Genomic DNA, 15,846 nt, shown 5'->3' with positions numbered 1-15,846 from the left:
GCAATAATTATTTTCACTTTTTCATCAAATTTTGAAGAGTTTTCGTTGAACAAACAATAGCTTTCGCAGCCTCACTTTGCGTCCGGTACTTGCTACAAGCATATTCTGCAAACTTGTGCTGGAAATAATTTCTCGCCTCTGTCAATGTTTTATCCTTGAATTCCGGATAATCGGCAACATTAAAAGATTTTCCGTTTAAATCCTCAAAAGAAATATCTTTCAGAATCTCTTCCATTGATTTTTTACCGTTCCATGCAATAATTTGATAGGCGACAGACTGCAAGTTACGGAAATTTCCCGGCAAGCTAGACTTCTTAAAAAACTTCATCAAGCATTCATCTTCTGGAGCATTTTCAGGCGAACTATCGAGACGTGCTGTTTTCCAAACACCACGCCAATCCGCCAGCAAATCTTCGCGACATTCTCTCAATGGAGGAAGCTCGACCTTGTAAAAAGAGATTCTGTCATAAAAATCGGGATCCAACTTTTCTTTCAATTCTTTTTCAGGTAAATTCGATGCACATACAAGTTCAATATCGGCAACTTCTTCTTTCTCGCTACCAAGCGGACAATAGCGATGCTTTTTGTCTTGCAACGTACGCACCAATTTTCGCTGTACAGGTTTCGGCAAATCCTGAATTTCATCTAAAAAAAGAATTTTTCCATCAGCTTCTTTCAGGATACCTTTTTTATCTTTATCAGCTCCTGTAAAAGCCCCTTTCTTATGCCCAAAAATAATAGACTCAACCAAATTTGAATCTAAAGAGCCACAAGCCTCTGTTACAACATCTTTTTTCTTTATCGTTGATACAAAAGATTCCACAACACTACTTTTACCAATTCCCCTTTCTCCCAATAACAGGAGCGGGACTCCCGTAACACCAGCATAAGCTCTTATTTTTTCGAATGCGTTTTTCCTCGCCAGCGATTTCGCCACAGGCTGATAAACAGGCACATCAGGATTTTCACGTTCGAATTCACGAACCTCACTCAAATAAGTCGTAATCGGGAAATCTACGTTATCACAAGTCGTCACTCTCGTTTCGCGATTAATTTGAGACGAGACCAACAGTGTTCCATTAGGGAAACTTCCACCCGCATACAAAATGAGCCAAACAGCATGCATTGCCGGAGTCCCTGCAGACACATTGACAATCAAATTACGTTCTCTACTTAACAACGGGAGAACATTATTTTTCACAGCCTCATAGATTTCCTTATGCGCCGTCGGATTTTTGAGATTGACTTCAAAAGGTTCAACAGGAAAAATATTTTTGACGTCATCAAGTTTTTTTACATATTTCTTCTGATAAAGATATATGACTTTTTCGACGCTATATTTTTGATCTAAGTGATTCAACAACGATTCTAAAGCCTGAGGATCGTTATTAGCCGCCATCCATGTGAGTAGAGTAACCTTATCTTTCATTTTTCAATACCGTGTTTTTATTCACTAAAATCAGCTTCCAAAACCTTAATCGCATTAGAATCTATTGATCCCGATAAATATCCACGAGCCGCATACAACAACTCTGGAGTCTGATCATCAGAAGAACGTTCGATATTAAATGTAAGGAATGTCTTTATACCGCTTTTTATAAGTCTCATGTTTTCAACAATACCTTTCACATTAGGATTTACAGCAGGGGAAAGTGCAGATAACATATTTTCATCCGCATCTTTACCGTTTTTCGTTTTTCGCAGGCGACACAGAGCTACAATGCACTCTAAGCAAGCTGAATAAAGTCGAACACTTTTCAAAGTCAAACCCCTTTGGTTTTTAGGTTTCAGCAATAATTCCCTTTGCGAATTTTTTAACTTGTTATTTTCCTGCGTTTTCATTTTCTCAAATTGCTCACGAATGGCCTTCAAAATTACTTTTACATCATACGAATTTAAATTAAATACAAAACTATTTACACGCCACAACGCAACAGCCAAGACCCTTATCGCATATTCCGCCTTTTGGGAATTTTCAAGCAACAGCATTGTACTTTCTAACAATTTTATTTGCCATTCCATTGAACAATCACCAAGAGCATAGGCAATCCAATTAGGATAGTCAAAATATGATTCTAATTTTTTAAGGATATCGGGGAGTTCCGAATAGAACCATTCCGGAGCATCTTTATGCATACAAGAAAGGAAGAACTTAAATTCACGTTTCACACATTCGGGAACATCCGAATTTTGTAAGACTTCCTTCATTTTATCCAATATTTTTTTTGTCTTCTCCTGAAAATTCTGAGGGCATGCATCATCCTCTATACTTCTTCCATTATTCCAAACCATTATCGCCGGGAAACGGAGCGATTTTTTAAACTCAGTATCATTCCAATTAGAGCCAATAACATGGGGATCAACAGCTTTAACACGTCCTTGGGAATCAACTTTTAAGCAACACCAGACATCTTTCCCAATTTGAGCATTTTGTCGATTATCAATCGGACAAATCGCACTTATTGAACGGTTCAAATCAATAAAGAATACTCTTTCGCCTCCACGATTCGAAGGAATTTCCCTAACAAGCTTATAAGAACCTGAATACTCAATTTTTTCATATTCCGCAGGCAACCAATCGTTTACCAAATCGGATGTCTCTTTAGCATCACGTTTTTGTACAGATTGCATATCCTCCCAAGTATATTCACGCACAAAATTGGGGACAGGCATATCATGGATATAATCCTTGCGCGACTTGTTCTCCCATTTAACCGAGACCGACCTAAATTCAGCTGTCTTAGAAACAGGAAGAAATTCAAGATCATAAGGAAGCGGTTTACCATACGTGTATGTCAGTTTCAGCCGACATTGAGTTTCATGCTCCAGCGGGAACAACGAATCTTGAATAAAAGCAAAATACTTCGAAGATTCCTTATTATCCCCCTGAATAAGTGGAAATTCATAAAACTCTTTACCTTGTGGGAAACCAAATTTCCATGAAATAGGAATATCAATGGGCTTCCCAACAACAGGACGAATAGACACTTTCTCCGGTTCAACAAGCACATGCTCTTCACCCATTGAATCAACCATGCTCAATTTCGGCAAAACGTCAAGCCATAAAGGAATATCGGGCGTGATTTTCTGCAAGCGGTCATATTTAACAGCCCCTACGGAAGAATCATTATCCGCAAAAAAGACTATTTCCTTCTTAGCCGCAGAAATCTTTTGAATTCCAACCTTACGTATAAAATGAAATTCATCAACGGAAAAAGAATCTTTTAACAAATTGGAATCATGCAATGTTAAAAGATTTTCCATATTCTTCGGAATTATATTTTGAAGATTTTTTTTCTTTAGATTTTCCCTTGAGACGCACAAACGTTTAAATACAAAACCTTTCGTTTCTGGATTTTCTTTTGCAAGTTGCTTATCATAATCAATGCGAATCTTGGACTTTATTTCGTAATCATCAAAAATTGTCCTTACAGTGACTTCGTCCTCCTTACGGAAACGAGCCTGAACATCTTGAAGACTTGCAAATAAAATAGCGATACTTCTAGGCAAAATTTCGGTATTCGAAAAAGCGGAATTCATGTAGAACTTAAATGCATTCACGCTCGGCGAAAAATCATCTACATCATCGCTTGTAACATAAAGGCATTTTTTGCAATGCAATTCGTCCTTTATAGTCTTGGCAAAATTTGCACATGCTTTTTCAACATCCGTCTTATTATCCTCGGAATCCGAAACGGGCAATAAAGCACTATCAAAAATTGAATGAATCGAAAAGGTCTTTAAATCCTCTGAGTTGGTAAAAATCAATTTAGAACGAGCGGACGAGCAAGGATACCATTTTTTTTCTATACATTGCGATTGGCATACAAGCTTTTTAGAAAATTGACCTTTAAGTCCATTGCCAAATGAACATGACGGCAATATTGAACTTAGGTCAACAGCAGCAACTTCGACCATTTGCTGGTTTCCATCTGCAAAATTCTTTGGAAAGCCAATATTTTTTCCTAATAAAATTTCACCGCATTTTTTTTCAACAAATGAAAATACTGCAGCAAATTCAGTTATTTCTTGATTAAAAGAAAGACTATTTTTAGCATCTCCGATAGACAAATCAATAGAACTTTCCAGCAAAGTACATTTCAACTTTTTCCACGACGATAAATTAATGTACCCTACAAGGGAATTTTCTTTTTTCGTAAAACTCAACGATTTACTTTCCGGGAAAAAAACTTTCTGTAGAAAGCGAACCTCATTGTAACGGTTCATTCTGGCAACAAAAAGCCAAAAACAAGCCGCATTCTTTAAAGTTCCAATACGTTCCAAATCTCGCTGCACTTGATCATTCAAATTTTGAAGCATCAAATGCGCTTTCCAAATTTTTCGATAATTCTTGTCATTCAAAAGCGTATTATTCGGCGGCGTATTATTCCATTTGCCAATCAACAAAGCTTCATCGCTTTTTAACCACCGATGCACCATAGACACAAAATGCTCGAAATCTTCGCTCATGGAAAGTTCACACTTGCGACAAGCATTTTCCTTTTCCAAAAGCAATTCTTCCAGCTTTTGCATAAAAGCCTTTAACAAGCGGTTTTCGGCAGTATCCAGACTTGTTGTATGATACACCCCCATCATACGCTGTTCAGAAGCAATTTTTTGCTTTATCGTAAAACCAGGCTTCTTAGCAAGCCACATCATGCTGCGGCTATCGACTTCACGAATTTGTTCCGGGCGGGTAATCCGATGCTCGCGAAGATTTTTTTCATGGAGCAAATCGATTAGATTACGGACTGCGGTAGATGCAAAACACACAATATGCTGTAAACGATCATTCTGCCAATCCATATTCTTAGCATCAACTGAAGAAAGGCCATACAGAATATCATCAACAGTCATTGGGAGAGGTTCATCTGTAACAGGATCAAATTCCATTACAGAGGACAACATCCCAACAATGGAAAAAAGCAACTCGTACTGTTTTCCATTTCCTGTAGCAATCTGCTTATATATTGTACTAAGCTCTACCGGCATCCTTTTGCAAACCCTTCTTCTCTTCAGGTTTCAAATCATCTTTTTTAGCATCCAGCACAACGTCATCGTCACGCAGTAAATATCCCGATGTAGTCCAGATAAACTGTCCGTAATTCTGTTCAGCGGCATTCTTGAAATCTTCATGGAGCGTTTCAGGAATAATACCCTTAATGGCTTCAAGCACTTCGTTCTGCGAGCCACGCGTTTCAAGCCCACGGAGTTTCGGCATTACCTTTTGAACAAGTTGATCTTCGAAAGCCCTATCCATTGCAAGTTCTCGAGATTTACCCTCGTATGCAATAACATCAGGATAAAGAGACATGTAGTTTTCAATAGACTGCCAAACACGATGACCGAGAGCACGCCCAGCTTTTCCAAGCTGTTCATTAATTTTCTCGATTTTTTCCTTATAACTATTTATAAGGGTATCCTCAAAAGCAATCGCTTTATTCACCCAAGAAGTCCAATTAGACTTCAACAAGAGCGGAGACGGCTCTGCAAGTACGCTATTTTTCCTAGAGCGAATCAATGTTTTAGGACGCGGGAAATTAATGACGATTCCACGGTCAAGAACCTTGTCCGAAAGAGTCTTTGTCGTTTCGTCGTTATTCATTGTACCTGTCCAAAGCACATTGCGGCCCAGCTTAAGCGGGAAATCAGCCATTTTACATCCGATTTTCACACCAATTCTTGGGAACGAACGGTCATTATCCGCAAGGCCGCGACGCGTTTCAAGCTTACTTAAAAAATCCGCAAAATAGAGTTCAACATTGGCAAGATTCATTTCATCCAAAAGAATCATTGTCATTACATCGTTCATTCCCTGCTGGTCATCGACATTACGTTGAGACTGCGCAAGCAAGCGAAGCATATCTGTCGGTTCAAAGCAATTATCAATAGAGTTGTAATAACCAAGCATCGCTTCCTGACAATCCCAGTTCGGTTCCACAGGCATCGAAAGGAAATTGATACCGCCAAAACGAGAGTAAAGACGAGGAAGTTCCGATTTACCCGTTCCGCTCACACCCGCAAGAACAGTAAGCGGGGACATTTCAGAAGTTTTAAGAGCCGTATGGAAAGCTTTCAAAATGCGGCTCGGGAAATGCAAACCGCTTTTTTCAATTTTTTTATTGATTCCATTAAGCCAATCTATTTCGGAGACGTTTTCCGTGTTACGCTCTAAAGTTTCCTTAATCAACGGTTCATTGATAGCCTTAATGCGATCTTCACGTTCAGCAGGATTTTCATAAGTAGAACGAAGGCGAGCAAGCTGTTCTTCCACAATTTTCTTGTCTTTTTCAAGATTCGTACACTTTTGTGCAAGAGCATCTTTTTCTGACAAAGCATGATTAAATGATTCCTGCAATTTTGCACTTTGACTTTCTCTTTCAGCAACCGCGTCTATACGTTCTTGAAGTTTTTCCTCTTGTACCTTTAAATCTTCAGCCGTTTTCTGCAATACATAAGACGGCGTATTGTTCACCTTTTCCAAGGCAAGAGCAAGTTCACCCTTCACCCGTTCATAATCCAAAAGGATCTCCGTCGGATTTTTGTCACCAAATTGAGCCTTCAAATCTTCAAATTTCGCAATGATATTGGCATTATCGAAGATCGAATCACGCAATCTTTGGAGTTCACCTTTCAAAGTCTGTATTTCGCGATCCTTATAAGCCAATATATCAGGATAACGTTTTTCGACTTCAGCATCAATATCCTTTTCTTTTTGATCAAGATCGTCAGATTCTTTTTTATTGTATTCTTCTTTAAAAGAAAGTTTATTTTCTCGCTTGTCCAATTCCTCTTTCTTTTGATTAAGGTCCTGTTCGCGAAGGGCCATACCGGCAATTTCTTTAGAAAACGTTTCTACATTCTTACCACTCGATTCAAGTTGAACTCGAAGAGTTTCAAAGTTCGCCATAGTCTTTTCATAATCGGCCGTAATTTTATCAAATTCCGCTTTTTGCTCTTTTAATGCTTCAGAAAGATTCGTTTTGTCTTCAGTAAGGGCCTGATTCAACTCATAAAGCACTGTTTTTTTGCCAGAAAGCTCGGCATTTCTTTCTTCCAAATCCTTAATTTGTTTTTTAAGATTTTCCGTATCCACTACAGCACTTGCAGCAATTTCCTTGGCTTTTTCTTTAGCTTCACTAACAATTCGATCATACTCCTTCTGGGCGTCACTGCGAATGTTTTGAGCGGCCTCAATGGCCTCCTTGCGGATTTTTTCATTCGAGACATCAGTTTCTTTGCGAACCCTTTCTGCATAAACGGATGCTTCCTCACGCATTTTTTGGCATTCGCCATTCGCCAAATCATGCATTTTCTGGATTTCAGTTTCTGTTTCAGAAATTCGCTTGTCATGCAAATCGGCAGCAAGCTTTTCGGCTTCAGCAAAAAGTTCTGCTTTCTTTTCAGCAAGTTTCATCGCTGCGGCTACAAGAGAATCTTTTATTGCGTTAAAAGACTTTTCTTGAGTTTCAACAGCAAGTTTACGAGCTGCAATGTCAGCTTTATCCTTCTTAAAAGTTTCTATTTCTTCTTCTGTAGGAATAGAAGATTCACGCAACCGATAAGATTCAAGTTGTTTGCTCAGGTTCTTAATTTCAACGTTCTTTCTTTCTATTTCAGCTTTCTGCGATTCAACTTTCGTTTTTGCTTTTTCCATTAATTTTTTCACATCATCTTTAGTATATTTTTCTTCATTATTTTCTGACATCATTTTTCTCCATTTTATATTTAAAACTCAATAGCGATTTATCCTAAGACAATCGACTTGTTAAAAATCCCTTTTCAGCAAAATAGCGAATCAGTTCAACAATTCGTTCCTTTATCTTTAACGCTCTATCACAATCTATCGAAGTTGGAATTTCGCCATGAGATCGTTTGTTTACGACATAGCAAACATCTGCCAACATATCATGCCACTTCGATGATATACCACGCAACAAGTTTTTATCTGCAAGAATGCAAAAAGCGATACAAGCCGCATTCATAGAAGAATTTTTTCTATTCAAAGCAGAACGAATCTTTTCTTCTTTAGTCCTAAGTAATGTTTTAAATTCCTTTTCTTCTGGTATACCAAAACCGGCACCTTTGACTTTTGCAAGCCAATCTGAATGTACCAATTCATTATCAAGGCACTCATTTACCGATTTAAACAAATTCTCCAAAATTCGGTATTGATCAAGGATGATCGCATTATTTAAAGTTTTAGAATCTGTTCCACGACGTTCCATATCCGTAACAAAACCAATCAAAGTAGCATCTAATGTTTGGCAAAGAGCAAAGCCAAGAGACTGTTCTACACGGGTTATCGCAGAATTCCGTTCATTCTGCAAAGTGATTTTTTCTTCAAAGGTAAATTCACTTGATTCATTAATCTTTACATTCAATCCTTTTTTCATAAAATCAAGAATTTCTTGATACGCCTCTTCGATATGGGCCGAAAATTCATCCATACGGTTCACAGAACCGCTATGAAATCCCTGATTTCGCTTATCATTCAAGTCAACAAGAATACACAAAAAATCAGAATAATCACGAGCAAAATCCTGAAGCCATCCTTTTTCATATAAAGAAATCAAAAGGACATCCAAAAGAGGTAATAACTTAGGCGTTTCTACAAACGAATTCCAAAGTTTTCCATTACGTTGACAGAACGATTTTTTTTCAGTCACGCCAACTTCAAAGCCAAGATTCCGAGCACACCGCGTAGCCAATCCACCATTAATATGGTAAGACTCTTTATTATTGAACGTCTTTCTATTTTCAGTGAGAACCATTCTCACATGATACTCGTTTGATTTTTTATGCAAGATATAGAACAGGACCCATTCCATAAGCTGAGTCAAATAGATAACAGAATCGGTCATCGCAGAGTGCAGAGTTTCTTCCTTATCAGGCGAATCGACAAACAGTCTAAGTTCCTTCATACATTTCTGAGCAGAATCAAGCTTATCTTTTAACATCGGATACTTTTCTTCTGCCAGTTTTATAGAAGTTTTTGCTTGGAAATTTGTTTTTACCTGCAATTTTTCACGAAGTTCAGAAATATATTTTCTGTCAACTTCATCTTGGATTCTTTTCACCGAGAAAAACGATGTAATTTTGCCAAAACCATCAGTAAACACCCAATCACGTGATGAACCTTCCGGTTGAAAAACATCAATCAAAAACCATCTCAGATTTTTAGACTTGCTTTGATTTAATTCCACGGAAACACAGAGACCGTCCCTATTAGGATAAAGCTTATGAAGCATCGCTGTCACATCGCCTTTTGAGGGAATTTCATTATACTCCTTATTATAATGGAGCTTAAAAGCTATTTCTAATTCATCAGATTCCAACCCCGCAGAAGAATAACCTTTGTACCTAAAAAATGACCTACCCGCATCATCAACGTCATCTTTTCCAAACGAATACCTAAACTGTTCATTATCATTCAACATGCTAAAATAAGGGATTAGTTCTCCGGATACGGCATCCACATAGACATGAATCGAGCTTCTATGGTTTTCTATCATTTCACCCAACCTCAGCAACCCTACATCTGTTATTCGATAGCAATTATCAAGGGCCCCATGCTGTTCGAGACGGGATTGCATAAAAGAGACGAGATCTTCTTCAAGGCCGGTATCCAAGGCAATTGCTTTAGTATCAGTCTCCTTGATATTTGCAAGGCGAAGAATTATCTCTTCGATGATGTTTCTTTCGTAGCTATCGATGCCTTCCGCCTGAACGATAAACTCGTAGCAAGGCCACAAAATTTTCTGACGAACGCTCACCGGGAATGGACTATTCCATTCTTTTCCACCAATTATTTTTTCCATGTCAACACCGCTCCATATCCTTCGTCATTCTTTCCTGCACATAAATCATAAAACTCCGCCATCGCCGGAATTTTTTGATTTCGTGATTCCGCTGAAGTCATAAAATCACTGCATCCGACAGCAATAAGAACCTTTTTCTGACGAGACATACTAACGCAAAGTCGATTGGGAGTCAAGAAATCAATCACACCGTTTGAGCGGACAACAGAAAGAAACACGACATCAAATTCCATTCCCTGAAACGCATCGACGGTTCCCACTTTATAAGTGACGGAATTTTTCAGTTCTTTTTCGTAACGTCTAAGTTTCTGCTTGATTAAATCCCGTTGAGCGCTATAAAACGTAATTATACCAAAACTCAGTTTTTTTTCTCTAGAAACAGCACTTTGGCTCCGAACAAATTCCATCATTTTTTCAACAATACAGTCAGCTTCACACTCACGAATTCGGCTCGTTCCGTATTTCTGTTCTTTACCACATTCTTTAGGGACATCAATCCAAACAGCAGCCTTATTTTCAATTCCAGGGAGATTATGAGTAAATTCACTTGCCGGACGAGGCGATTCATACCCCTCCCCATAAGGTTCATAAAAAAGACGCGAACAGAATTTTCCTAAAACAGGATGCATACGGAACTGCTTATCCAATGTAATAGTACGCTTTATTCCATCCCTTTCTTCCAAATCCTTGAGTTTCTTGAACAACAATTCAAAAAGGCTTAATTTAAACGCTTTTTCGTAAGCATCACCGACATTTTCTTCATCCGAAGTCGATTCATCTTGGGATTCAATATCTTGTTGAGCCTTTTTATAGACATCACTACACAAGTCATCATCTACCAATTGTGGAAGTTGACGATGATCCCCCACAAGAATGATACGTTTAACAGCATTGCACATCGGGATAAGCAAATCTGGCGGTGTCGCACGGGCGGCTTCATCTACAATAACGGTATCGTACAGCCGTACATAAGGGCTATTCACCAATTCAACAGATTTCTTTTGGCGAGCAATATCTTTACCTACCGATTGCTGGCTAGTTGCCGCATAAACAAAATCGCAGTCCTTTATCGCACGTGCAAAAGCCTGATGCCCCGTACGCAAAGCTTCTATCCAATCAGCAATAATCAAGTCTTTCTTACTTTTCTTACTGCGAAGAAGAGTCAAGAAATCTACAACCTTATTGCACAACGAAATGACATCGTCATCAACTTCTGCCACATAATAAGCAGGCCTTGGCGAAAATTCTTCAAGCAATTCGATCTTCAATTCGGCAAGTTTTACAAGTTGCTCGAGCAGGCTCAACACAGAAGAACCCTCAATCAAATCCATTAAAAAAGATTCCCATGCTTTATGTTCTGGCAGCCAATTTTTTTCTAGTGCGAAATACAATTCTTTTACACGGTTCACACCATCATCAGAATATGACTTTTCAGTCGTTCTAAGCGAATGAATTTTTCTAAGCAGGATCTTATCAGAACTATATGATTCTTTGCTATTACGCAACAAAAGATTCCGAGCCTCTGAAGCCAAGTCCTCTGATACAGGGAGAAGCCCAATATAATCAAGTAGATTCTCTTTATTTTCTGGCAATGGCGAAATTCTATATTCAGCAATTTTTTCAGCTAGAATTTCTTCTTCATGTGAAATCTGAACATCAGGATGGATAGAAAGAACTCGTTCCTCGATTTCGCTGCACCAAGAATCTATATGGTCATTGTAATTCCCTTGAGAATTACGACGCTTTCCATATTTCCATGTCGGCAAGGCATTCACTCGAATACGTTCAATCATATTTTCAACAGCATCATGCTGATATGAAGTCGCCAAGACACGCCCCGCAGTTACACCACGTTTATCCTGAACCTCATTCAAAATTTCAAGAATCGCCGTTATGACAGTCGTCTTACCCGTTCCCGGAGGTCCCTGAATAAGAGCAATTTCTGGAGTAGATAGCCCCACATTAATCGCTTCAAGTTGGCGATCCGTTGGCGGATTTTTGAAAATTTTTTCCCTCACGCGATTAGATATATGCAACTTCGAAGGGGCGCTACCAGATGGTATAAAATCAAAGCTACCTTCCAGAATATTCCCCAATGAATTTATTCCAGCTTGTCCACTAGAAACCAGCTTCCACGCTTCCTGCTGACGATTAATCTGACTTTCCTCGCCAACCATGGACATAACAACATATCCCTTGTGAGGAATATTTCCCGCCGAAATCGAAACCCGAATCCAGTTGTCCTTATAATCAACAATAGGACAAACGACTTCATCGTCTTGGGAATTATCTAATTTTTTATTTTTCTCCTTTTCTTTACGCTCCTTCTCCGCCGAAAACTTCTTTTCGCAATAGTCGAGAAAATCGCTTTTTTCATCTTGCAAAAAAAGTGGGAGTTCCTTCGAATTCGGGCTAAGAATAAGTTCTTCTACAGAAGACTCTCTAATTTTATTAGAAATATTTGCTTTAAAATAAAGCCTAACGGAATCCTGCGAAATCGGAGTATACTCAACATAGTGCAAAACACCAAATTTTCGAGCCTGAGCCAAAATACGGTTCCCTCGAGCAGCAGTATATTCACGCCATGCTTTTAAATAGCTTCCGCTTTTTTCAATTAGATTTTTGAGTTTTTCAATATTGTATTCAGAAGCCTCCGTTCTCTGATCCGAAAAAGTCAGGTTTGCTTTTATCAAATGAAAATTGCAAGCAGGACGAATATTTTTACGAGGAGTAGTCCCCGTCACTGTAAAGTATTTTGCAGTTCCTGTCGATGACAAGCATTTCTGCTGAACTTTCACAGCATAGCATTTTCCAAAATGGTTACACAAAATTGAAAAAGCGCCACCAAGTTCTGCTTTTCTCGTTTCATCATGTTCCGCATCCTCTTCATCATCTTTCAGAGGTTCATAATCCCCTTGCATGATAAAATAAGATTCACCATTCAGCTTTATCGTGCAATTTTCAGCAAGTTTTTTTCGACATTCTTCAATACTTGATTTTTTACCCTGAAGTTTACCAAGTTTTTCTTCCTCGGCTAAAATCACGACATCGCCAAAATCATCAACAGATCCCGCAAATACATAAAAATCAAAAATGAAGCTACCGTCATGCGAAACCGATTTCACATTGCAAATGTGAGAACGGCCTTGACAAAAACAGGAATTAATATTTTCCTTATCCTGCTTACTCCTAAAATCAAATTCCACAACCCCTTTGCTTGTGCGGATAAGATAATTATGGCGATCAGGGTTTCTTAAAATCGTTGCCAGCCCCATTTCAACATGAGAAACGGACGAAACAGCATACACTGCTTGAATATTCTCGTAAAAAGGAATAGTCTCAATATGATTCACATCCATCATTTGCTTTTCTCCGAGATTTCAATCGCGAGGGTCCGAGTCCAACCATTCCTACAGACGCACTTAATCGAATAAGTTTCTTTATTTTTTAATTGTAGAATATAACGTCCTGTGATTTTTTCTTCTTTTCCGTCAATAACGATAAAGCAATCGTAATCCGTAGCAAATAGAGGTTGCAAAGAAAATTCAATTCCAAAACCGTTATAATTTACAGAACGGACCTCAAAAGCACCACAGAAAAAATCATTTATGGAAAACGGCGTAAAAATATGTTTCGGCAACGGAAAAGCAGTGCACGCCCCCTCATCATTGAAATTCAACTCATGAGCGAATACGACTGATCCGCTTTCATCTTTTAAAGCAATAATCCGCGGTAATTTTTTTCCGCACCAAGGACATTTCTTTTGTTTTTCGTCATAGATAAAGCTCATGTGACAAACAGGACAACATACGCTCTGTGCATGAGAATGAGCAAATGCCCTCGCCCAAAGTACCGCCGTCGCACGATTTTTGGGACATTCACGACCATCTTCTGAAAAAGTCATATTGAATAACGTGAACGTTTCATCGGTCAAGAAATTCTGTCGAGGCAAGCCATCCTTTGTATGATTCGCATCATCTTCAACATCCTCAACCCAAGGAATTTTTCCAGAATACCGAGGATCAACATCCGGCAGTTTTCGCTCTTCATCTTTTTTCACAGATGCATCCCAGTCATCGCCATCACTTCCGCTATTTGCTTTTTCACCCGCAAACGGGTGGAGTGCCGCAAGCGATTCAAACGCAAGCGTCGCAAACGAATAAACATCGCTCCATTGAGTACAAGGCTCACCCTTGAAAAGTTCCGGAGCAGCATAACGCGGAGTGTAAACTAGTTTATCAACATCTTCGCCAGAAATAAACACGTTATCGGAATCTATAAGCCACACATTCTGTGTCACCAACGCCGAATTTTTTGTGATAAACACATTGTTTGGAGACAAGTCGCTATAAACCATCCCAACGCTGTGGATTTTAGCCAACAACGCGGCAAGTTTTGCAAGCAAATCAAAACGCCTTCTATGCCCACCATCTTCTGACATGCGCTTTATTCCATCTTTATCTACAGGAACAAGACTAGAAAAACTTGCCATATCCCCCATAAGGCGCATGACATATCCAGAATAATCAGCAAGGCGAGCCATCGGATAAGCTAAATGAAGTCTTTCCGGGAAAGGTTTTTGCATTATCGCCTGAAAAGAAAAATCATTCTTTAAAAACGTATCTTTATTCTTGTCTTTGCTAATAAGGCGCCCTTTAGAATCCAAGGCAAATTTTATCACCACTTCAGGATTTTTAGTCAAGCACACTACACCTTGCCCACCCTGACTGAGTTTCTTAACAATCACATGCGAATAGCCGTAGGAATCTAGCACACTCTTTAGTTCAACGCGTTTATCGTCGCTATCCAGCAAATAAAAAACATTTTCATCAGTATCTTGCATTACACCCCCGCTACAACAAGAGTTTTATCGTCCGTATGGTGCGGCACAGGCCAATGATTCATTACATTCCGCAAAAAAGAGTTTCTCTTCCAGAAAAACATTTTTTTCAATTCGCAAAAAATATCCTCTGCAAACGGAATCTCTTTTCCCGAATTCATATCGGCCGAAATTCCATCCGTTGAAAGGACCACGCCCTTATAAAGTAATCGATCATAAACAGCATATCTAAATTCCTGGACGGCCAAAGAATCAGACAACGAACAAGTGGCATTGGAGAACGAGCCTTCTTTATCATCTGTCAATGCGATACTTTGCGAAGCTTCATTACCCAAAAGACAAACCATTCCATCGCCAAGCCTTGCTACTAAAATTTTATTTTTTGTAACAAGCACAAACAAACATGTTGCAGAACATTCTTTTGCCTCGTGCGGCAACACAGACTTTTTCCAAGTTTCAACGATATTTTCGAACAAACTCGAAACAGAAACACGTTCATGGAGATTCTTCACAAAACGTTCAATTTCCCTAGACACCGATTCACACGCCATTTTCGAGCCGATATCGGAAAAAGGCTTACTGCCCATACCATCTGAAACGACAAAGAGAGAATACTTTCTTCTTTTTTTGAAAAGGAATGCATCTTGGTTGACGATTCCGTGCAATAAATGAGATGGTCCAATTACGCTAGAACCACACGCAAAGCAACGTCCAAATCCAAACATCACCAACCCTCTTCTTCAGCAGAACACTCTTGTTTTGCAAATAAGATTTCTACAACTTTCAAAATATCTTCGGCATGAACCACATTCACTCTTGAAAATTCTCTATGAGATGATATATCTAGCGCATCGCCTCCGCAAAGAACTACGTACAACGAATCTTTAGAATCTTCAAAAAAATTCTTTATGACGCGCGATTTACGACAAGAATCGGACAAAGAATAACCATCGGTCAAAAGTAAGGAATTTTTCTTATCGCATTTTTCGATAAGAGCTTCAAACCCCGCCTCGCTACCGTCCCATTGCATTTTTACAACAGAGAACGAATTTGCTTCATTCACCATTTTTTCGAGAGCAGAAAGAGTCTGCAAGATACCACCAATAATCAAAGGTTTCCCCATGACATACATACTGCCAGAAACATCAACAATAACACACAGCTCTTTCATACCAAGGTCCCTCA

Annotated in this window: 8 protein-coding genes; all 8 read right to left on the bottom strand. The window is 38.9% G+C overall.

Features of this window, described 5'->3' with window-relative positions; all coding sequences use genetic code 11:
• Positions 1–13: 13 nt before the first annotated feature.
• From HUF13_RS04595 to HUF13_RS04560, 8 genes are read right to left on the bottom strand one after another with little or no spacing between them, the layout of a single operon-like run.
• The gene (locus tag HUF13_RS04595; RefSeq protein WP_173474020.1) at positions 14–1,429 is read right to left on the bottom strand and encodes a sigma-54 dependent transcriptional regulator; all 1,416 of its coding nucleotides are present in this window, start codon (positions 1,427–1,429) and stop codon (positions 14–16) included.
• A gap of 17 nt (positions 1,430–1,446) precedes the next feature.
• Positions 1,447–4,992, bottom strand: coding sequence for a DUF2357 domain-containing protein (locus HUF13_RS04590; protein ID WP_173474019.1), 3,546 nt, complete (start codon positions 4,990–4,992; stop codon positions 1,447–1,449).
• Positions 4,976–7,711, bottom strand: coding sequence for a hypothetical protein (locus HUF13_RS04585; RefSeq protein WP_173474018.1), 2,736 nt, complete (start codon positions 7,709–7,711; stop codon positions 4,976–4,978). Before HUF13_RS04585 ends, HUF13_RS04590 begins: the two co-directional genes overlap by 17 nt.
• Before the next feature lie 40 nt (positions 7,712–7,751).
• Positions 7,752–9,821: a hypothetical protein gene (locus HUF13_RS04580; RefSeq protein WP_173474017.1), complete on the bottom strand. Its 2,070-nt coding sequence runs from the start codon at positions 9,819–9,821 to the stop codon at positions 7,752–7,754.
• The gene (locus HUF13_RS04575) at positions 9,809–13,183 is read right to left on the bottom strand and encodes an ATP-binding protein (RefSeq protein WP_173474016.1); all 3,375 of its coding nucleotides are present in this window, start codon (positions 13,181–13,183) and stop codon (positions 9,809–9,811) included. Before HUF13_RS04575 ends, HUF13_RS04580 begins: the two co-directional genes overlap by 13 nt.
• Positions 13,180–14,664 carry a protein kinase gene (locus HUF13_RS04570; RefSeq protein WP_173474015.1) on the bottom strand — a complete coding sequence of 495 codons (1,485 nt, stop codon included), beginning with the start codon at positions 14,662–14,664 and terminating at the stop codon, positions 13,180–13,182. Before HUF13_RS04570 ends, HUF13_RS04575 begins: the two co-directional genes overlap by 4 nt.
• The gene (locus HUF13_RS04565) at positions 14,664–15,386 is read right to left on the bottom strand and encodes a PP2C family serine/threonine-protein phosphatase (RefSeq protein WP_304038823.1); all 723 of its coding nucleotides are present in this window, start codon (positions 15,384–15,386) and stop codon (positions 14,664–14,666) included. The genes HUF13_RS04570 and HUF13_RS04565 overlap by 1 nt, the downstream gene beginning before the upstream one ends.
• Complete coding sequence (locus tag HUF13_RS04560; RefSeq protein ID WP_173474013.1) at positions 15,386–15,832, bottom strand: hypothetical protein; 447 nt, start codon at positions 15,830–15,832, stop codon at positions 15,386–15,388. Before HUF13_RS04560 ends, HUF13_RS04565 begins: the two co-directional genes overlap by 1 nt.
• Positions 15,833–15,846 lie beyond the last annotated feature (14 nt).

It is taken from the genome of Fibrobacter succinogenes (genome assembly GCF_902779965.1).
GTDB lineage: Bacteria > Fibrobacterota > Fibrobacteria > Fibrobacterales > Fibrobacteraceae > Fibrobacter > Fibrobacter succinogenes_F.
Note: the sequence above shows the minus strand (reverse complement) of the source record. Positions and strands in the feature narration are given on the sequence as shown.

Coding starts and splice junctions, on each gene's coding strand:
- HUF13_RS04595 (WP_173474020.1), bottom strand. CDS start 1,429: ATGAAAGATAAGGTTACTCTACTCACATGGATGGCGGCTAATAACGAT.
- HUF13_RS04590 (WP_173474019.1), bottom strand. CDS start 4,992: ATGCCGGTAGAGCTTAGTACAATATATAAGCAGATTGCTACAGGAAAT.
- HUF13_RS04585 (WP_173474018.1), bottom strand. CDS start 7,711: ATGATGTCAGAAAATAATGAAGAAAAATATACTAAAGATGATGTGAAA.
- HUF13_RS04575 (WP_173474016.1), bottom strand. CDS start 13,183: ATGATGGATGTGAATCATATTGAGACTATTCCTTTTTACGAGAATATT.
- HUF13_RS04565 (WP_304038823.1), bottom strand. CDS start 15,386: ATGTTTGGATTTGGACGTTGCTTTGCGTGTGGTTCTAGCGTAATTGGA.
- HUF13_RS04580 (WP_173474017.1), bottom strand. CDS start 9,821: ATGGAAAAAATAATTGGTGGAAAAGAATGGAATAGTCCATTCCCGGTG.
- HUF13_RS04570 (WP_173474015.1), bottom strand. CDS start 14,664: ATGCAAGATACTGATGAAAATGTTTTTTATTTGCTGGATAGCGACGAT.
- HUF13_RS04560 (WP_173474013.1), bottom strand. CDS start 15,832: ATGAAAGAGCTGTGTGTTATTGTTGATGTTTCTGGCAGTATGTATGTC.